General features: G+C 69.5%; 13 protein-coding genes. 3 read left to right on the forward strand and 10 right to left on the reverse strand.

The window, feature by feature from the left end; genetic code table 11:
* Positions 1 to 5: 5 nt before the first annotated feature.
* Positions 6 to 3362, reverse strand: a complete 3357-nt coding sequence (locus KZ686_RS03990; protein ID WP_265633059.1) for a carboxyl transferase domain-containing protein — start codon at positions 3360 to 3362, stop codon at positions 6 to 8.
* A 360-nt stretch (positions 3363 to 3722) separates the two neighbouring features.
* Between KZ686_RS03990 and KZ686_RS03995 the strand changes: the two genes are divergently transcribed.
* Complete coding sequence (locus KZ686_RS03995; protein ID WP_265633060.1) at positions 3723 to 4379, forward strand: Sbal_3080 family lipoprotein; 657 nt, start codon at positions 3723 to 3725, stop codon at positions 4377 to 4379.
* An 84-nt stretch (positions 4380 to 4463) separates the two neighbouring features.
* Here KZ686_RS03995 and KZ686_RS04000 read toward each other — a convergent pair whose 3' ends face one another.
* The gene (locus KZ686_RS04000; RefSeq protein ID WP_265633061.1) at positions 4464 to 6467 is read right to left on the reverse strand and encodes a methyl-accepting chemotaxis protein; all 2004 of its coding nucleotides are present in this window, start codon (positions 6465 to 6467) and stop codon (positions 4464 to 4466) included.
* Positions 6468 to 6781: 314 nt separating this feature from the next.
* Here KZ686_RS04000 and KZ686_RS04005 point away from each other — a divergent pair, with 314 nt between their 5' ends.
* A complete protein-coding gene (locus KZ686_RS04005) occupies positions 6782 to 7774 on the forward strand; it encodes an Rpn family recombination-promoting nuclease/putative transposase (RefSeq protein WP_265633062.1) in 993 nt (330 codons plus the stop codon).
* Positions 7775 to 7816: 42 nt separating this feature from the next.
* Here KZ686_RS04005 and KZ686_RS04010 read toward each other — a convergent pair whose 3' ends face one another.
* From KZ686_RS04010 to KZ686_RS04020, 3 genes are all read right to left on the reverse strand, one after another.
* Positions 7817 to 8788 (reverse strand): M14 family metallopeptidase, encoded by a 972-nt coding sequence (locus tag KZ686_RS04010; protein WP_149317347.1) that lies wholly within the window; start codon positions 8786 to 8788, stop codon positions 7817 to 7819.
* Positions 8789 to 8798: 10 nt separating this feature from the next.
* Positions 8799 to 9794, reverse strand: coding sequence for a Bug family tripartite tricarboxylate transporter substrate binding protein (locus KZ686_RS04015; protein ID WP_149317346.1), 996 nt, complete (start codon positions 9792 to 9794; stop codon positions 8799 to 8801).
* A 264-nt stretch (positions 9795 to 10058) separates the two neighbouring features.
* A complete protein-coding gene (locus tag KZ686_RS04020; RefSeq protein WP_265633063.1) occupies positions 10059 to 11045 on the reverse strand; it encodes a LysR family transcriptional regulator in 987 nt (328 codons plus the stop codon).
* 400 nt (positions 11046 to 11445) lie between these two features.
* Here KZ686_RS04020 and KZ686_RS04025 point away from each other — a divergent pair, with 400 nt between their 5' ends.
* Positions 11446 to 12075 carry a tetratricopeptide repeat protein gene (locus KZ686_RS04025; protein WP_262484892.1) on the forward strand — a complete coding sequence of 210 codons (630 nt, stop codon included), beginning with the start codon at positions 11446 to 11448 and terminating at the stop codon, positions 12073 to 12075.
* A 33-nt stretch (positions 12076 to 12108) separates the two neighbouring features.
* On the opposite strand, the gene rodA is transcribed toward KZ686_RS04025, so the two are convergent.
* From rodA to KZ686_RS04050, 5 genes are all read right to left on the reverse strand, one after another.
* Positions 12109 to 13251 (reverse strand): rod shape-determining protein RodA, encoded by a 1143-nt coding sequence (gene rodA, locus KZ686_RS04030; RefSeq protein ID WP_149317343.1) that lies wholly within the window; start codon positions 13249 to 13251, stop codon positions 12109 to 12111.
* Positions 13252 to 13262: 11 nt separating this feature from the next.
* A complete protein-coding gene (gene mrdA, locus KZ686_RS04035) occupies positions 13263 to 15671 on the reverse strand; it encodes a penicillin-binding protein 2 (RefSeq protein ID WP_265633064.1) in 2409 nt (802 codons plus the stop codon).
* A gap of 60 nt (positions 15672 to 15731) precedes the next feature.
* On the reverse strand, positions 15732 to 16244 hold the full coding sequence (gene mreD, locus KZ686_RS04040) for a rod shape-determining protein MreD (RefSeq protein ID WP_006579990.1): 513 nt from the start codon (positions 16242 to 16244) through the stop codon (positions 15732 to 15734).
* On the reverse strand, positions 16241 to 17305 hold the full coding sequence (gene mreC / locus KZ686_RS04045; RefSeq protein WP_150083243.1) for a rod shape-determining protein MreC: 1065 nt from the start codon (positions 17303 to 17305) through the stop codon (positions 16241 to 16243). Before mreC ends, mreD begins: the two co-directional genes overlap by 4 nt.
* Before the next feature lie 215 nt (positions 17306 to 17520).
* Positions 17521 to 18564 carry a rod shape-determining protein gene (locus KZ686_RS04050; protein ID WP_023264573.1) on the reverse strand — a complete coding sequence of 348 codons (1044 nt, stop codon included), beginning with the start codon at positions 18562 to 18564 and terminating at the stop codon, positions 17521 to 17523.
* Positions 18565 to 19197 lie beyond the last annotated feature (633 nt).

Consider the following 19197-nt stretch of genomic DNA (forward strand, 5'->3'; position numbering starts at 1 on the left):
TTTCCTTACCAGGCGTCGACGTACTGCCGCAGCGGCCGGTTGGGGTGCGATGCGCCCGCATCGAGCCCGGTCACCAGCCACTGCCGCGTCGCGGCAGGATCGATCACCGCATCGAGTTCGAGCGCCGCGGCGGCGTTGATCGCATGGCCGCGTTCGTACATCTGCGCGACCAGCTTCTGGTACAGCGCGTCGCGTTCCGGTCCTTTGGGCAGCGCCTCGAGCTCCTTGCGAAAGCCCAGCCGCACCGCGCCCTCGAGGCCCATGCCGCCGAACTCGCCGGTCGGCCACGACAGCGTGAAGGTCGGCGCGCGAAAGCCCCCCGCGGCCATCGCCATCGCGCCCAGGCCATAGCCCTTGCGCAGCACCACCGCGAGGAAGGGCACGCGCAGCTTGGCGCCGATCACGAACATCCGCGAGACGTGGCGCACCTGCGCGCGCGCCTCGACCTCGGGGCCGACCATGAAGCCCGGCGTGTCGATCAGCGAGACGATCGGCAGGCCGTGCGCATTGCAGATCTGCATGAAGCGCGCGGCCTTGTCGGCGGCGTCGGCATCGATCGCGCCGCCCAGATGCCGCGGGTTGTTGGCGAGGATGCCGACCGGCCGGCCCTCGATGCGGGCCAGCGCGGTATGGATGCCGGTGCCGAAGCCGCTGCGCAGCTCCAGCACGCTGCCGACGTCGGCGATGCCGGCGATGGCCGCGCGCGTGTCATAGACGCGCAGCCGGTTCTCCGGCACCACGCGCCGCAGCGCCAGCGGATCGGGCGCCTGCCATTCGGCGACGGCACCCTGGAACATCGAAAGATAGTGCTTGGCCGCGGCCACCGCGGCGGCCTCGTCGTCGACCAGCAGATCGACCACGCCATTGTGGTGCTGCACGGCGGCCGGGCCGATGTCCTCGGGACGGAATACGCCGAGCCCGCCGCCCTCGATCATCGCGGGTCCGGCCATGCCGATATTGGCGTTGCGCGTGGCGACGATCAGGTCGCAGCAGCCGAGCAGCGCCGCGTTGCCGGCGAAGCAGCGGCCCGAGGCGATGCCGATCACCGGCACCTCGCCGCTGAGCGCGGCGAAGGCGGCGAACGACGGCTGGAACAGGCCGGCCACGGTCGGGAAGTCGACGTCGCCGGGCCGGCCGCCGCCGCCCTCGGCAAAGATCACGGTCGGCAGCCGGTTCTGCAATGCGACCTGCAGGATGCGGTCGGTCTTGGTGTGATTGCGTTTGCCCTGCGTGCCGGCCAGCACGGTGGCGTCGTAGGCGAGCACCGCGCAGCGCGAGCGCTCGGCCGGAAACAGCGCGCCGTTGATGCCGCCGATGCCGGTGATCAGGCCGTCGGCCGGCGTATTGGCGATCAGGTCCGCCTCGCTGCGGCGGCTGGCCTGCGCGGCCACCGCGAGCGCGCCGTACTCGACGAAGGTGCCGGCATCGCACAGGTCGGCGACGTTCTCGCGCGCGGTGCGCTGGCCGCGCGCGCGGCGCCGGGCTACGGCGTCGGGGCGCGCCTCGTCGTACAGGAAGGCATGGCGATCGATCACGCGCTGCAGATCCGCGCGGATCGCGTTGGGGTCGGCCTGCTCGACGTCACCGCCGGTGTGCGCGCCAGCCTCGGCCGGTTCGAGCACCAGCAGCACCTGGCCTTCGGCCGCCTGCTCGCCGGCCTCGGCACGCAGGTCGATCACGCGGCCCGGCTGCTCGGCGACGATCGCGTGTTCCATCTTCATCGCGTCGAGTACCGCGACGGTCTGGCCGGCCTGCACCAGCTGGTCCACCGCGACGCTGACCTCGACCAGGCGGCCGGCCATCGGCGCGCGCACCGCGTGCAGGCCCTCGCCGAGCTGCTCGTCGAAGCTGCTGGCGCCGACCGGCGTGGCGGCGACCGCGGGAATGGCGCCACTGGCACACCCGGCGCCGTCCTGCACCGCCTGCAGCGCGCGGCTCTGCGCTTCGAGCTGCGCGGCGCGGCTCAGCAGTTCGGGCAACACCGCCTCGACATGCCGGGTATGGATCCGCTGGCTGGCGAAGTCCTCGCGCTCGGCCAGCGCGCGCAGCAGGTCGAGATTGGTGGCGATGCCGCGGATGGTGAATTCGCCCAGCGCCCGCTGCAGCCGCCGCACCGCGTCGGCGAAGCGTGCGCTGCCGGAGGTCACGATCAGCTTGGCCAGCAGCGTGTCGTATTGCGGCGACGGCGCGTAGCCGGTATAGCCGTGCGTGTCGACGCGAACGTCCGGGCCGGTCGGCGGATCGAAGCGCTCCAGCCGGCCCTGCGCCGGGCGGCCGAGCCCCTGCGCATCGATCGATTCGGCGTTGATGCGGGCCTGGATCGCAAAGCCGCGCGCCGCGGGCGGCCGTTGCGGATCGAGGCCGAGGTCGCGCAAGGATTGGCCTTGCGCGAGGCCCAGTTGCAGCGCCACCAGATCGACGCCGGTGACCTGCTCGGTGATGGTGTGCTCGACCTGCAGGCGCGGGTTGGCCTCGATGAAGACGAAGGGCTGGCGTGCGACATCGCGAGCGTCCGCGCCGTCGGGCTCGGCTTCCTCCACCAGAAATTCGAAGGTGCCGAGGCTGCGGTAGCCGCTGCGGCGTGCCAGCGTACGGGCCGCCTCGACGATGCGTTCGCGCAGCCCCGGGTCCAGCGCCGGGCTCGGCGCGATCTCGACCAGCTTCTGAAAGCGCCGCTGCAGCGTGCAGTCGCGCTCGCCGAGGGCGATCACGTCGGTGCCATCGCCGGCGATCTGCACTTCGATATGGCGCGCGCGCACGACCAGCCGCTCGGCATAGACCGCGTCGATGCCGAAGGCCGAGCGCGCCTCGGAACGGCAGCGCGCATAGGCCTCGGCCAGCGCGTCGCGCTCGCGCACCACGCGCATGCCGCGACCGCCGCCGCCGCCGACCGCCTTCAGCACGATGCCGGCGCCGTGCTGTTCGTCGAAGAAGGCGGTGACCGCTTCGAGCGTGGCGCCGCCCTCGGTGGCCGGCATCACCGGCACGCCGCATTCGCGCGCCAGCGCCAGCGCGCGGCCCTTGTCGCCGAACAGCGCAAGCTGGTCGACCGTGGGGCCGACGAAGACCAGGTCGGCCTCGGCGCAGGCCTGCGCAAAGTCGGCGCGTTCGCTGAGAAAGCCGTAGCCGGGATGGACCGCGTCGCAGCCGGTGCGGCGTGCGGCGGCAAGGATGGCGGGGATGTCGAGGTAGGCGGCGGGGCCTTCGCCGTCGAGCGCGACCGCCTCGTCGGCCAGCAGGCGGTGGCGGCTATTGGCGTCGTCGCGTGCGTAGACGGCGACGGTGGCGATGCCCAGATCGCGGGCCGCGCGTTGCACGCGCAGCGCGATCTCGCCGCGATTGGCGATCAACAGCTTCTTCACAAGTGTCCCCTCTCGATGTCGCCGCCGCGCGGGCGGGGCGCATTGTTTTTTGTGGCATGTGATTCTGCAAAGCAGAATCTACAGGCCGAGCGACGCGCGGGACAAGGGCGTAAACGAGGGACCCGGAAAAGAGGTTGGCGATAATCGGCCACCGCGAAATTCTGCTATGCGGAATTCCCGCCCAAAATCGCGCACCATCGTGTGCGCGCGCCCCATGGAGCCCGGACCAAATTGCGTCTACAGATCTCGCACCGGGTCGCCGTTAACCGGCAGAGACCCCGCCATGCGCGCGCCGCGATGCCGGCGGGACTAAGCCTGCCATCGCGCCATCGCACCAACCGGACCCTGAGGGGAACCGCCATGACTTCCGCCCTGCCACGCCGCGGCCGCGCCGCGTTCGCCGTTTCGTCCAGCCCCGTTTCGTCCGCCCCCGTTTCGTCCGCTCCCGTTTCGTTCGCCCGTGCCGGCGTGCTGATGCTGTCCGCGTTGACGGCGCTGACCACAGGTTGCGCGACCTACCAGTCGGTCAGCCCGGCCGAAGCGGCACCGCCGGCCGATCCGATCGCGGCGATGGTCCGCATCGATCCGGACCTGGGCGCATCGTTCTGCGTGATCGACAGCCCCGCCGGACGCGCGCCGTTCGCGGCGACGCTGCTGCAATCGCTGCAGCGCCGTGGCTTCGAAGCCAGGCCGCTGCCGCCGGGATCGTCGGTGGCAGCCTGTACGCTGACGGCGACCTATGCGGCCACCTCGCAGTCGTACTGGCGCACCTTCCTGGCGACCGCCGACATCACCGTCTATCGCCGGGGCGAGCGCGTCGGCAAGGCGGTCTACGATGCGCGGCGCAGCCAGGGCGGCGTCAACCTGAGCCACCTGATCGACCCGGCCCAGAAGATCGACGAGCTGGTCGACCAGCTGTTCCCGGGCCGCCTGCCGCATCCGGAGGCGCGGGATCGCAATGCTCCGCTGTCCGAGCCGAACAGCGGGGCGAGCCCAAGCCCTGCTACGCCAGCCTGAACCCGGGCCGCCTGCAGGTTCGCGACGCCCCGCTGTCCGGTCCGAACAGCGGGGCGCGCTCCAGCGCCGACCGCGGCCCCGCCGCTACGCCAGCCTGAACGCCTGCACCGCCTCGCGCAGCTGCTGCGCGCGCTGATCGAGGCTTTCGGCCGCCGCAGCGGCCTCTTCCACCAGCGCCGCGTTCTGCTGCGTGACGCCGTCCATCTCGGCCAGCGCGTCGCTGACCTGCGCGATGCCTTGCGCCTGCTCTCGCGAGGACGCGCTGATTTCCGCCATGCGCGTGGCGATGCCTTCGACCTGGCGCACGATGTCTTCCATCGCGCTGCCGGCCTGCTGCACCGCTGCGTGGCCGTCGCGCAGATCGGAGACCGTCCGCTCGATCAGCGCCTTGATCTCGCCTGCCGCGGTGGCGCTGCGCTGCGCGAGGCTGCGCACCTCGCCGGCCACCACCGCGAAACCGCGCCCGTGCTCGCCGGCCCGGGCGGCTTCGACCGCCGCGTTCAGCGCCAGGATATTGGTCTGGAAGGCGATGCCGTCGATCATGCCGATGATGTCGACCACCTGCTGCGCGTTGCGATGCACGCCGTCCATGGTCTGCACCACGCGCTCGACGGTGCCGCCGCCGTGCCGGGCTGCATCGGCGGCGCTGCGCACGGTGGCGTCGGCGTCCACGGCGGCATCGGCGTTCTGCCGCACCGTCGCGCTCAGCTGCTCGATGCTGGCGGCGGTGCGCTCCAGGCTGCTGGCCTGGCTCGCGGTGCGTGCCGACAGATCGGCGTTGCCGCTGGCGATCTCGCCGGTGCTGGCGACGATCGCATCGGCGCTGGCCCGCACGGTGCCGACGATGCCGGACAGGCCCTGGCCGACGCCGTCGATCGCGCGCATCAGTTCGCCGATCTCGTCGCGGCGCGGGCTGTCCAGCCGCGCGGTCAGGTCCCCGGCGGCCAGGCTGCGCGCGGCCGCTGCCGCATCGGCCAGCGGCGCGCTGACCATCCGGCGCAGCATCCACCAGAATCCCGCCGACACCAGCAGCGCCAGCGCCAGGCCGGCCGCGAGGAAGCGATTGCGATTCGCGATCAGTTCGGCGCGCAGGCTGTCGACCGGCACCGAGCCGACGATCAGCCATTGCCATTCGGGATAGGTCTCGAACGCCGTCAGGCGCAACGCCGGGGCGCTGCCGTCGAAGGCGATCCGATGCGTCAGGCTGCCCTGGCGCGCGGCAATCATCTCGCGCAGCCAGGTCTTGCCGTCTTCGTCGCGGGCGTCCAGCTGCACCGTGCCCTCCTGGCGGCGGCCGACCAGCAGCTTGCCCTGGTCGGGACCGGGCCTGGCGTCGACCACCAGGAAATGGCCGTCGGTGCCGATCGATTTGCGGCGGATGCGGTTTTTCAGCATCGCCAGCTCGGCGCTGACATCGACGCCGACATAGAGCGCGCCGACGATCTTGCCGGCGGCATCGCGCACCGGCTCGTACTTGCTCATGTACGGCTTGCCGAACAGCCACGTCAGCGCGCGGTACGAACGCCCGGCCTGCACCGCGGCATAGGCGCCGCCGGCGCGGTCGAGCAGCGTGCCGACCGCGCGCTCGCCGTTCTGCTTCTTCAGCGAGGTGGTCACGCGCACGAAGTCGTCGCCGCGGCGCGCGAACACCGTGGCGATGGTGCCGCCGGTGGTCGAGAAGAAGCGGTCCGGCAGCGCGAAGTTGTTGTTCAGCACGACCTCGCCGCTGCTGAACTGTGGCGTCGGCTGGCCGGCGACCTCGATGGTCTGGGCGGGATCGACCGCGTACGGGCCGGGCACCACCGCGGCGAAGCTCAGCAGGAAGCGGTCCGCCTCCTGCAGCATGGTGTCGTCGAACTGGCCGAGCAGATCGCGCAGCGTCTCGTTCTGCGCGCTCATCGCCGCGCGCTGCTGCGCCTCGAGCTGGCGCATGCTGCTGTCCGACTGCACCCAGGCGAACAGGCCGAATACCAGCACCTGCACGGCCAGCACGATCAGCGCGAGCCGCGTGCCGATCCGCGCGGCGCCAGGGCGCCAGCGGCGCGACGGCTGGCTGGTGGACGAGGTATCGGTAGGGGAGGAAGCCAAGGCACCGGCAAAGCCGGCAGCCGACGAAGCAAGGGGGGCGGGGGCAAGGGGGCGCACGTCCGTTTCCTGCGAAAGGGAAGTTGCCGGCACCACATGGCGCACGGCGGACGCATGATCTCCGTCACGTCGTCATGGGTTGGTTTACGGTCGGAACTGGCCGGGGCTTGATGAGGGTGTTCACCGATTTCTACGAGGGGATTACCGTCGCCCGGCAACAAATCAGTAACTCATAGGGCGGCAACTTTTACGACAGCTTCACAGGGCTTGTGTCGGCATGCTGACGGCCTCGGCGCAATGCGCCTTCGCACGACGGCATGATGGCCAAGCACGACGACGTATCGTACAAACTGTTGTACTCCTGTCCCGAATTCGTCAGGGACCTGCTGAAGGACTTTGTGCCGAAGCACTGGTGGCGGAAGGTCGATTTCCAGACCCTGGAGCGCATGCCTTGCAGCTACGTGACCGATGACTTCCGCGAGCGCGCCGATGACGTGGTTTGGCGCGTGCGAACCGGCCAGGATTGGATGTACCTGTACATCCTGATCGAGTTCCAGAGTACCGTCGACACCTTCATGGCGGTCCGCGTGTTGAGTTATCTAATGCTTCTGTATCAGGACCTGATCCGGCGCAAGGAATGTCTGCCCGGCCGCTTGCTGCCGCCGGTGTTGCCGATCGTGCTGTACAACGGCGAAACGAAATGGCGAGCGCCAGTGGATGTCGAAAGGCTGATCGTTCACGATGCGGACTTGCCGGTTCCGCGTTTTCGCTATCACCTGATCGACGAGAGCCAGTACACGGAAGCCCAGCTTTCGCGGCGGCGAAATTTGGTGGCCGCCGTGATGCGTTTCAATCGGCTAAAGAATGAGCGGAGTCTTGTCCGCGTGATTCGAGAGGTCCGTCGCTGGATCGATGGGCGCAAGGAACTCAGGCGAACTTTGGCGATGTGGATGCGTAGCGTATTGTTGAGGCAGCGCAAGGGCAAGCTCGCGCTGCCACGGGTCTGCGATCTGGAGGAACTCGAAATGTCACTGGCACAACGTATGGACGAGTGGGCAGCCCAGCACGAGCAGAGGGGCATGCAGAAGGGGGAGAAAAAAGGGGAGAAAAAGGGGGAGAAGCGAGGACTCGCAAAGGGCCGGCAGGAAGGCGCCGCGCGAGTTCTCCAGCAACTGCTGGCCCGCCGCTTCGGGCCGCTGCCGGCCGATATCGTTGCCAAGCTGAACGCGGCGCAGGCCGCCGACATCCGGCGATGGAGCGGGCGGCTGCTGACGGCGGAATCGCTCGACGCCGTCTTCAAGACACGATAAGGGCGCGGTGATGCTCTTCGGGGGCATCTTTGCCGCGCAGGATCAAGCCAGCAGCTGTCCCAGCCGAACCACCGTCACGCCAGGACGCAGCTGGCGCAGCGACGGCATGACCAGCACGCAGTCGGGATACGGCGTCACCACCGGCGCGCCGTCGTTCCACCCGATCACGGTGCCGGGCTCGGAGAAGGTCTCCAGGCCGGTATAGGGGCCGGCGAAGCGGAAATTCATGCTGGTGGCCACCACCGGCTCGGTGACGCGCACCACGCGCTGCGGCGCGGCCGGCGCCGACAGCCAGCCGGCAGGCAGGTCGCCGCTGTCGACGATGCCGGCGGTCAGCAGGAAGCGCGCCGTGCTGTCGCGCGCCACCGCGACCGAGGATGCCTCCCAATGCTGGCCACATTCGATCAGCAGCGCATTCTTCGGGCTGTCCTGATCGCCAAAGCCGGCGTAGTCGCGCATGCGACGGCCTTCCGGATGGCCTTCGTCGACGATCACATGCGCCGGAGCGCCGAGCGCGCGCGCCAGCGCCACGCCCTTGTCGAGCGGGCCCGACACGATCAGCGGCAGGCTCTTCTCGTGCATCGAATGCAGGTCCAGCAGCAGGTCGACGCGATCGATCAGCGGGCGCATCTCGCGCGCGCGCCGCAGTTCGGACGAGTCGCGCGACGCGTCGTCGAGCACCGCGGCGGTCCAGACGCGGTTGAAGTCCTGGTCGACGAAGCGCGAGGCGTCGGGCTTTGCCGGATCGAAGCGGTGATAGGCGTCGACGTTGGCGAACGCCAGCGTCAGCTGCCCGCGGCGCGGCTTGAGCCCGAGGTCCAGCAGCTCCTTGACGACGATTGCGCCGCAGACCTCGTTGCCATGGGTCAGCGCGTTGATCATCACGTGCGGGCCCGGCACGCCGCTGTCGAAATGATGGACATACGTGATGCCGGTATTGCCGTCGGCATACGGGCGGATATCGGGAAATGCGACTTCGACCGGATAGGCGTCGAGCGTGGTCATCGTGTTCATAACGTCCCTGTTATTGCTGGATGCCGGCCGCCTGCACGATGGTGCGGTATTTGGCGGTCTCGCGCTTGACGAAGGCGGCGAACTGCGCCGGATTGGCGGGCGCGACCTCGACGCCGGCCTCGGCCAGCTTCTTGCGGACCTCCGGCATCGCCAGCACGGCCTGCATCTCGTTGTTGAGCCGATCCACCACAGCGCGCGGCGTGGCCTTCGGTGCCATCAGGCCGAACCAGACGCCCATGTCGACGCCCTTCAGCGCGGGCGTCTCCGCCAGCGCCGGCACTTCCGGTGCCACCGCGGCGCGCTTGGCTTCGGTCACGCCATAGGCCTTGACCCGTCCGGCCTGGATATGCGGCAGCGCGGACGACAGCACCATTACCGCCAGATCGATCTGGCCGCCTAGCAGGTCCGTCGCCATCGCGGAAGCGCCCTTGTACGGCACGTGCGTGATACCGACCTTGCCCTGCTGCTTGATCAGCTCGCCGGCCAGGTTCAGCGGCGTGCCGACGCCCGACGAGGCGTAGGCCAGCTTGTCCGGCTGGGCCTTGGCCAGCGCGATCAGTTCGGCGGCATTGCGCGCCGGCAGCGTCGGCTTGCCGACCAGCACCATCGGCTGCGTGCCGACGAAGGTGATCGGCGCCAAATCCTTCTCGCCGTCGTAGCGGACCGCCGGATTGGTCAGGCGCGCGATCGACACCTCGCTGCCCGAGCCCATCAGCAGCGTGTAGCCATCGGCCTCGGCCTTGACCACGCGCGCCGCGCCGATGGTGCCGCCGGCACCGCCGAGGTTCTCGATCACCACGCTCTGGCCCAGCCGCTTGCCGAGCTCGGGCGCGATGGTGCGCGCCACCAGGTCGACGCTGCCGCCGGCCGTGTAGCCGACCACCAGCGTGATCGGCTTGGCGGGCCATTCGCTGGCGCGCGCGGCGCCGGCAGGCAGCAGCGACATCGCCGAGGCGGCGGAAAACAGCAAGGTGGCGGCGGTGGCAGTCCGCAGCGAGATCTTCATGGCAACGCTCCCGTGTCTATCTGTTATCGATGTGGTATGGCGCGATGTTAGGGAGCGGCGCCGTGTCCGCGCATGCGGGTTTGGCAATGGCGATTGCCGGATCGGCAAGGCGTGTGGCAAGGGGCCTATCACGGACCCGGCAGGGGCAGGCAAGGGGCAGGCGAAGGGCAGGCGAAGGGCAGGCGAAGGGCAGGCGAAGGGCAGGCGAAGGGCAGGCAAGCGGCTCGGCAAGGCGGCGCGGCATCGCCTCCGCCGCCAGCGGCATCACGCCGTCGCGGCGCGCCAGAACGCCTCGGCCAGCGGACGCATCGGCGCGCGCGGACGGTAGAGCCGGATCTGCAGCACCAGATCGCGATTGCCGCCCGGCTGGCCGCCGTGCTGGCCGCCCTGTTGGCCACCCTCCGTCCCGGCCTCCGCCACGCTGCCGATATCGGCGCGCACCAGCCGGCCCGCGTGCAGGTCGTCGGCGATCAGCCGGGCAGGCAGCCAGGCCAGGCCCATGCGCTGGCGCACCATCTCGTGCACCGATTCGGCGAAGTCGCAGACCGCCACCACGTCCAGGCGGCCGGCCAGTTTGCGCCGGGCGATCTCCTGATTGACCATGCGGCCCATCGTCAGGGTTTCCGCATAGGCGATGGTCGGCACCGGCGCGCCGCTCTTGCCACGCCCCGGCAGGCGGAAGCACGGCCCGCCCGCGGCATCGGCGGCGGCGACGCAGACCAGCCGCTCGACCCCGACCGGATGGAACTGATAGCGCACCTCGTCCAGCCGCACCGGCAGGTCCGGTGGGCTGTAGCACAGCAGGAAATCGGCATCGCCCTCGGTGAACATCGCCAGCGCGTCGTGCATGGCGAAGGTCGACAGCCGGGTGCGAAAGCCCGCGGCCACCGGATCGTGCCGCAGCGCCTGGCGCAGCCCCGCCAGCCAGGCCGGCACCAGCGAGCGCGACAGCGTCTTGCCGGTGGCGATCACCACGGTGCTGGCGTCGACGCGGTGGGCCGCCCGCAGCGCCAGCCGCGTTTCCTCGAGCGTGTGCAGCGCCGACTGCGCCGCCTCCAGAAACTGCCGGCCCTCGGCGGTCAGCCGGACCGGGAACACGCTGCGATCGATCAGCGGCGCGCCTGCCCATACCTCGACCGCCTGCATGCGGCGGCCGAACGCGGGCGGGGTGACATTGCGCAGTTCGGCGGCGCGGGCGAGGCTGCCGGCCTCGGCCAGGCATACAAAGTCTTCGAGCCAACGGATATGCATGGGGAGGCGGGCGATGGGTTCGTGTCGGGACGCGTCTGGCGGCTGCGCGCAACGTGCGCGGCCGCGTCATTCTAGAGCGTCCGAAGCGGCATGCACGGTTTGCGGCCCCGATGCGGCGACGCCGGAAGGGGCGGGCAAACCATCCCATCGACGAATGGAGGCGTTGGATAAGCATCGCTCCATATTTGTCCGCGGAATAGTCCGGCGCGGCCCCGGAGCGCCCGATTCACTCGACAATCCGGCCTCGCGCCTGCCGCGCCGCAGCCTATCGCCGCTTCGCACCGACTCCTACACTGGCTGGAAAGCCCGACCTCGCTGGGAGTCCGCCATGCCGACCGTTCGCCGCCTCGTCCGCCACGCCGCCTGCATCCTGATCCTGCTGGGCGGTTGGCAGACCGCGATGGCGGCACCCCGGCCGCCGCAGCCCGCGGAGACGTTGACCCGGCAGGCGGTGGCCGCCTACGAGGCCGGCGCTTTCGAGAGCGCGCTGCGCGACTTCGCGGAGGCGGCGCGGCAGGGCAACCGGCTGGCGCAGTTCAATTACGCGATGATGCTGCTGCGCGGCGACGGCACGGCGTCCAAGCCCCAGGAGGCGCTGGTCTGGCTGAAGAAGGCGGCGGACAACGAGATGACGCATGCCCAATTCACCTGGGGCGAATTGCATGAGCGCGGCGACCTGGTGCCCAAGTCGCTGGAAGAGGCCAACCGCTGGTATCAGCGCGCCAGCCAGGGCGGGCATATCCAGGCGCAGGTCGCGCTGGCGACCAATTACTTCATCGGCCGAGGGGTGCCGCGCGATTACGCCAAGGCCTTCGAGTGGTACACGCGGGCCGCGACCGCGGGCGACGGCGGGGCGCAGTACATCGTCGCCAGCTTCTACGAGCGCGGCGAGCCGGGGGTGGTGGAGCGCGATATCGAGCAGGCCAAGATCTGGTACGCCAGGGCCGCGGCGCGCGGCGACCCCGGCGCGCTGGCCAAGCTGCGCTCGCTGCTGGAGCAGACCGTCAGATCGCGCACGCCGACGATGTAGCGGACAGGCGAGCCGGCAAGCGCGCGGCGTGCTTCAAGTCTGAATCAGCCGCTTCTGCCGCGAGATATTCATCAGGATGCCGATCCCCATGCCGAGCGTGACCAGCGCGGTGCCGCCGTAGCTGATCAGCGGCAGCGGCACGCCGACGATCGGCAGGATGCCGCTGACCATGCCCATGTTGACGAAGGCATAGGTGAAGAAGATCAGCGTCACCGCGCCGGCCAGCAGCCGCGAGAAGTGCGTCGGCGCATTGGCGGCGATATAGAGCCCGCGGAAGATCAGCAGCAGGTACAGCACCAGCAGCACCGCATTGCCGACCAGGCCGAATTCCTCGGAGTAGACCGCGAAGATGAAGTCGGTGTGCTTCTCCGGAATGAACTCGAGGTGGGTCTGCGTTCCCTTGAGCCAGCCCTTGCCCATCAGGCCGCCCGAGCCGATCGCGATGATCGACTGGATGGTGTGGAAGCCCTTGCCGAGCGGATCGGTGGTCGGATCGAGCAGCGTGCAGACCCGGTGCTGCTGGTAGTCGTGCAGCACCGGCCAGTTGACGCCCGGCGCGCACATGTCGTGCTCGAAGAACAGCAGCCCGGAAATCAGCGTGACCAGGATCGCCAGTGCCGGCAGGATCAGCTTCCACGACAGGCCGGCGAAGTAGATCACGTACATGCCGGCGGCCAGCACCAGCAGCGCGGTGCCCAGGTCGGGCTGCTTGGCGATCAGGCCCACCGGCACCGCCAGCAGCAGGCCGGCGACGATGAAGTCGAACCAGCGCAACGCGCTTTCGCGCTTCTGGAAGTACCAGGCCAGCATCAGCGGCATCGCGATCTTCATCAGCTCGGAGGGCTGGATCACGATGCCGACATTGAGCCAGCGGCGCGCGCCCTTGCGGATCAGCCCGAACATCGCCACCGCGATCAGCAGTGCGACGCCGACCGTATAGAGCGGCACCGCGACCCGCATCAGCGTCTGCGTGGGCAGATAGGCGATCACCCACATCACCGCGTAGGACAGCAGGATATTGCGCAGCTGGTCCTCGACGCGGCCCGGCACGTCGATCGACGCCGAGTACAGCGCCACGATGCCGGTGGCGAACAACAGGAAGACGATCAGCGCGAGCGGCTTGTCGAAGCCGGTCAGCGCGGTCTTGATCAGGGACAGGGCGCGTCTGCGATCCATCTGCGCCTCCTTCAATGCGTGACGTTGGCGCCCGGCGCCGCGGCGGCCTGCCGGGTGCGGGATGCGGGAGACGGTGCGGGGCCCGGCGCGGCGGGCGGCGTGGCTGGGCGCGTCTTGCGCTCGCCCGGTGCACCCGGTGCGGCCGGGGCGGCCGGGGCGGATGGCGAGGACGGAGCCGCGGGCGCGCCGTCATGCGGCGGCTTGCTGTGGCCGAGCGCCTGGCGCATGCGGTCCCCCAGCGTCAGCGGCGCCGAGGCGGGCGCGATCGCCTGCGGATCGATGGTCGGCGCGGCGGCTACCGCACTGGCGCCGTCCTGGTTGCCGCCGCCGCCATTCCTGGTGCCCTTGGCGCCTTCGTCCTTGCCGCCCGGCTCGCCTTGCGCGTCCTCGTTGGCCAGCGTGTTGCCCATCGCGGTCGCGCTGGCGATGCTGGCGGTATGGCCGGTGGTAAAGACGCTCGGCGTATCGACCGGCGGCAGCCCGTGCGCGCGCTCGGCGGCCGGCGGCGCGATCTCGGCCAGCTCGGCGGGCCATTTGCCCAGCAGGTAGTAGTCCATCACCTTGCGCGCGATCGGCGCGGCGTGCTGCGCGCCGAAGCCGGCGTTCTCGACGATCAGCGCCAGCGCGATCTTCGGCTTGTCGGCCGGCGCGAACGCGGTGTACAGCGCATGGTCGCGCTTGTGCTCGGCCAGCGCGTGGTGGTTGTACTTCTCGCCCTTGCTCAGCGAGAAGGTCTGCGCGGTGCCGGTCTTGCCGGCTGACTCGTAGGCGGCGCCGGCGAACACGCGCGCCGCGGTGCCCGAATGCGTGACGCCGACCATCGCGCGCTTGATCACGTCGATATCGGACTGCTTGAACGGCAGGCGATAGCTTTCCTTCGGCACCGTCAGGCGGCGCTGCCGGGTGACCGCGTCCTCGACCGCCTTGACCAGGTGGGGCTTCATCACGACGCCGTTGTTGACCAGGATCGAGGTCGCGTGCGCCAGCTGCAGGATCGTGAAGCTGTTGTAGCCCTGGCCGATCCCCAGCGAGATCGTTTCGCCGTCATACCAACGCTGCTGCTCGGGCTTGCGGTAGGCGCGCCGCTTCCAGTCGGTCGACGGCAGGATGCCGCGGCTCTCGCCCTCGATGTCGATGCCGGTCAGCTGGCCGAAGCCGAGCGGCTTCATGAAGTCGTGGATCGCGTTGACGCCCATGTCGCGCGCCAGCGCGTAGTAGTAGGTGTCGCACGAGGCCACGATCGAGCTGTACATGTCGACCCAGCCGTGGCCGCCCGGCTTGTCGTCGCGGAAGGTATGGTTGCCCAGCGTGAAGAAGCCGGGATCGTGCATGCCCCAGTTGGCGGTGCGCTTGCCGGTCGCCAGCGCCGCCAGCGCCATGAACGGCTTGTAGGTCGAGCCCGGCGGATAGGTGCCGCGCAGCGGGCGGTTCAGCAGCGGCTTGTCCGGCGAATTGTTCAGCTCGTTCCAGGTCGCGGTGTCGATGCCCTCGACGAACAGGTTCGGGTCGAAGGTCGGCTTGGAGACGAAAGCCAGGATGTCGCCGGTGGCCGGCTCGATCGCCACCAGCGCGCCGCGGCGGTCGCCGAATAGCGCCTCGGCCAGCTGCTGCAGCCGGATGTCGAGGGACAGGATCAGGTTGTTGCCCGGCGTCGCCGGCGCGGTCGACAGCGTGCGGATCGGCCGCCCGCCGGCGCTGACCTCGACTTCCTCGATGCCGGTCAGCCCGTGCAGCTCGGTCTCGTAGCTCTGCTCGATGCCGACTTTGCCGATGTAGTTGGTGCCCTTGTAGTTGTCGGCATCCTTGCGCGGGTCGTAGTTGGCCGGATTGGCGTCGTTGGCCACGTCCATCGCCTCGATGCGCTGCTGGTCGCGCTGCGAGATGCGGCCGATGTAGCCGACCACGTGCGAGGCCGATTCGCCCATCGGATATTGGCGGAACAGCCGCGCGCGCACGTCGACGCCGGGGAAGCGGAAGCGCTGCGCGGAGAAGCGCGCCACCTCCTCGTCGCTGAGCTGGCTGCGGATCGGCAGGCTCTCGAAGCTGCGCGACTCTTCCATCAGCCGGCGGAAGCGGCGGCGGTCGCGCGGCTGGATGTCGATCAGTTCGGACAGTTCATCGATGGTGTCATCCAGCGACTGCGTCAGCTTGGACGGCGTGATCTCCAGCGTGTAGGCCGAATAGTTGCGCGCCAGCACGATGCCGTTGCGGTCCATGATGATGCCGCGGTTCGGCTCGATCGGCGCCACCGAGATGCGGTTGTCCTCGGCCTTGGCCGAATACTGGTCGTGCTTGTACCACTGCAGCCAGAAGAAGCGCAGGAACAGCAGGCCGAACAGGATCACGGCGAACAGCGCCGCGGCCGCCACGCGAAGGCGGAAGCGGCCGAGCTCGAGTTCGACGTTGCGGATTTCGGTCATGGTGCTGCGGGGACGGGCGGTCGGGGCACGGAGAGAGGCTGCGAGCGGAGTGCCATGCCGTCAGATCGGCCGGGTTTCGTCGACGTCGATGGAGCGGCGCTGCGGCGCCAGCAGCAGGCCGGTGGCCAGCGGCCACAGCAGCGCCTCGATGCCGGGCGCGACCAGCAACGGCCAGCCGGGCAGCGGCGCGCCCATCAGCAGCCGGATCACCACCGGTACCGCATGCGCGATGAACAGCAGCGGCAGCACGTGCAGTGCCTGCGTATAGACGCTGAACCACAGCACGCGGCGGTGGATCGTGATGGCGAAGTAGGCCAGCAGCGTGTAGGCCATCGCGTGCTCGCCGAGCAGGCGGGCATCGTGTACGTCCATCAGCAGGCCCAGCACGAAGGCCACGCCCATGCCGACCTTGCGCGGCTGGTGGATGTTCCAGAACACCAGCACCAGCGCCACCATGTCCGGCACCCACAGGATGTCGCCCCACGGCAGCAGGTTGAACAGGAACGCCAGCACGAAGGTCAGCGCGATGAAGGCCGGGTTGACCGGCCGCAGCAGGTATTGGGGATGGGTCACCGCTTCTGCTCCTGGCTCGGCGCGGCCGCGGGCGCCGCGGCGACCGTAGCAACTGTGGCGGCCGTAGCCGCGGCGTCCGCCTTGGGCTTGGGCGCCTTCTCGGTTTTTTCCGCCTTGTCGGCTTTCTCGGGCTTGTCGGCTTTCGAGGCCTTGCCTGCCTTGTCCGTCTTGCCTGCCTTGCCCGCGTTCTTGCCGTCGTCGCCGGCCGGCAGGTCGCGCGAGGGCTTCTCGGCCTCGTAGCGCACCACCAGCAGCTGGCGGTGCGAACGCACGCCCGCGACCGGCTCGCAGTAGACGCGCGAGAACGCGGTATCGGCCTTGCGTTCGATCTGCACGATGCGCGCGACCGGCAACCCGGCCGGATAGACCCCGTCCAGGCCCGAGGTCACCAGCAGGTCGCCCTGCTGCAGATCGGCCGACGCCGCCATGAAGCGCAGGTCCAGCATGCCGGCCTTGCCGCCACCGAAGGCAATGCTGCGCAGGCCGTTGCGTACCACCTGCACCGGGATCGCCTGGTCCTTGTCTGTCAGCAGCGTGACTTCGGACTGGAACGGCGTCACGCGCGTGACCTGGCCGACCACGCCGCGATCGTCGATCACCGGATAGCCGGCCCGCACGTCGTGCTGGCTGCCGCGGTCGATCACGATGCGCTGGCTGTACGGATCGCGCGCGTCGTACAGCACCTCGGCCGCCGTGACCGGCGTGGCCGATTGCTCCTTCAGGTCCAGCAGCTTGCGCAGCTGGCGGTTCTCGGCCTCGAGCTGGGCCTGGCGCAGCGCGTCGTCGGCCTGCGCCACCGCGCGCCGCCGCAGCTCGCGGTTCTCGCTGGCCAGCGCGGCGGACGACTGCAGATAGTCGAACGCGGCGCGCGCCATGTCGCGCGGCACCAGCACGGCGCGCTCGACCGGCATCAGCACGGTGGCGGCGACCTGCCGGACCGTGGACAGCGCATCGAAGCGGGCGTCGACGACCAGCAGCACCAGCGCCATCGTCACGAAGATGACCAGGCGCGCGAACGCGGACGTGCCCTGCTTGAATAGCGGTGGCGGCGTGTAATCCATTTAGCCGTACGCAGGCGGTGGCGGTCCGCATCGCCGGCACGCCGCGCTCGGGCGTCCGGGGGCGGACCGGAATTGGCGGAGTCGCGCGGGCCGCCGGCAGGCGGCGGCCGGCTTGGCCAGGGTGGCGCGGCGGCGGACCTGCCCGTGGCCGGCCTGGGCCAGCGGTGCGGGCAGGGCGCGCTTCGCCACGGGAACGATCCTTTTGCCGGACCGGCTTACTCGTAGGCGAAGATGCTGCCGAGCTTGTCCATGCGCTCCAGGGCCATGCCCGAGCCGCGCACCACGCAGGTCAACGGATCCTCGGCCACCAGCACCGGCAGGCCGGTTTCCTCGGCCAGCAGGCGGTCCAGGTCGCGCAGCAGCGCGCCGCCGCCGGTCAGCGTGATGCCGCGCTCGGCGATGTCGGCGCCCAGTTCCGGCGGGGTCTGCTCCAGGCCGATCTTCACGGTGGAGACGATCTGGTTCAGCGGATCGGTCAGCGCTTCCAGGATCTCGTTGGACGAGACCGTGAACGCGCGCGGGATGCCCTCGGACAGGTTGCGGCCCTTGACCTCCATCTCGCGCACTTCCGAACCCGGGAAGGCCGAGCCGATTTCCTTCTTGATGGCTTCGGCGGTCTGCTCGCCGATCAGCATGCCGTAGTTGCGGCGGATGTAGTTGACGATGGCCTCGTCGAACTTGTCGCCGCCGACGCGCACCGAGCCCTTGTAGACCATGCCGCCCAGCGAGATGATGCCGACCTCGGTGGTGCCGCCGCCGATATCGACGACCATCGAGCCCGACGGCTCCGACACCGGCAGGCCGGCGCCGATCGCGGCGGCCATCGGTTCCTCGATCAGGTAGACCTGCGAGGCGCCGGCGCCCAGCGCCGACTCGCGGATCGCGCGGCGCTCGACCTGGGTCGAACCGCACGGCACGCAGATGATGATGCGCGGCGACGGACGCAGCAGCTTGCTGTCGTGCACCATCTTGATGAACTGCTTGAGCATCTGCTCGGTGACGGTGAAGTCGGCGATCACGCCGTCCTTCATCGGGCGGATCGCCTCGATGTTGCCCGGCACCTTGCCCAGCATCTGCTTGGCTTCCTTGCCGACTGCCTGAATGGTCTTCTTGGCGTTCGGGCCGCCGCCCAGGTGGATCGCGACCACCGACGGTTCGTCCAGCACGATGCCCTTGTCACGCATGTAGATCAGCGTGTTGGCGGTGCCGAGGTCGATCGCGAGATCGTTGGAAAAGTAGCTGCGGAGAAATCCGAACATCAGGAGTCCTGTTTTCTGGTGGGTTCGCAGGTATGCGAAGCGGCCGGCGCCAGTCCTTGGCGCCGGCCGCGATATTCATATGTCTTCGATGGAAACGGCGCGCGTCCTTCCGCGCATCCACGGTCCCGCCCATGCCGTTGCGGTGCGCCAGGCGAACCGCGACAGTCCTGAGGGATTTCGCCCGCCGGGCCGGCGGAACGCATTCCCACGGGAACCTTTGATTAGACGGCGCCAGAAAGTTCGCCAAACTTCATTTGGCGGATGGCCGGACGGCGGTCCGGGCGCCACAGACCCGGCACCCACAAGGGGGCAGCGGCGAGTCGGTCTAATCGGAGGATCCTGGTCCGGGCCCCGCGGGCAGTCGGGTCCGGCGTCCTTCAGCGGCCGGACGCTGGGTCCAAGCGGCGAAGGCGCCGCCAGGGGCGGCGGCAAAACGGAATGATACCTTATAATTCCGCGTGTTTCGGCGGCAAATTGCCCTGAAAAAACCTGTAATTCTGACGATTGTGGGGCGTCGCGCGCGGCACTTTCCCCAGGCCGATGTCGACGCGGCAACGGCCCGGCAATGGCCCGGCAATGGCCCGGCAACTGCCCGACAGCGGTCCGGACGCGGCGCCGCCCAAGGCACGCCCG

The organism is Cupriavidus cauae, from assembly GCF_026210475.1.
Lineage (GTDB): Bacteria > Pseudomonadota > Gammaproteobacteria > Burkholderiales > Burkholderiaceae > Cupriavidus > Cupriavidus cauae.